Raw genomic sequence first — 588 nt, 5'->3', positions numbered from 1 at the left:
ATAAGTAGTGATAATTTTGATTTCTTTCTTGTTTCAGACACCCAAATCTCAGAATGCTTACTCAAGAAGCGTCTCGATTTGTGCGCTGATGTTTTGCTTCGCAGCTTACTCGATCGTGCTCTACCAACTGAGCTAATGGCTCATCTTAGTGGTGCCGGCGAGAGGACTTGAACCCCCAACCTACTGATTACAAGTCAGTTGCTCTACCAATTGAGCTACACCGGCATAAAACTATTTCAAATCAAAAACCTAGTTTATTAAGTTTGAACTCGTCGTCCCGATTTCAGAAAGCTTCCTCAAGAAGCAGTTCAATCGGTACGCTGGATGTATCTCATGGAAGCATATTCATCGTGCTCTACCAATTGAGCTACATCGGCAACATATGGTGGAGGATGACGGGATCGAACCGCCGACCCCTTGCTTGTAAGGCAAGTGCTCTCCCAGCTGAGCTAATCCTCCAAGTTCATGCCTGGCAGCGTCCTACTCTCACAGGGAATACTCCCAACTACCATCGGCGCTGAAGAGCTTAACTTCCGTGTTCGGTATGGGAACGGGTGTGACCTCTTCGCTATCGCCACCAGACAATTT

Annotated in this window: 2 tRNA genes and 1 rRNA gene; all 3 read right to left on the bottom strand. The window is 46.9% G+C overall.

Annotation, left to right across the window (positions count from 1 at the left end):
• Nucleotides 1-149: 149 nt before the first annotated feature.
• Nucleotides 150-225 (bottom strand) — tRNA-Thr (locus MLD65_RS18015).
• A gap of 158 nt (nucleotides 226-383) precedes the next feature.
• Nucleotides 384-459, bottom strand: a tRNA-Val gene (locus MLD65_RS18010).
• Nucleotides 460-467: 8 nt separating this feature from the next.
• Nucleotides 468-582: ribosomal RNA gene (gene rrf / locus MLD65_RS18005) — 5S ribosomal RNA — on the bottom strand.
• Between the last annotated feature and the right edge of the window lie 6 nt (nucleotides 583-588).

Origin of the sequence: Bacillus sp. FJAT-47783 (genome assembly GCF_022808615.1) — a bacterium.
GTDB lineage: Bacteria > Bacillota > Bacilli > Bacillales > Aeribacillaceae > Bacillus_BZ.
This window is presented reverse-complemented; position numbering and strand designations above follow the sequence as displayed.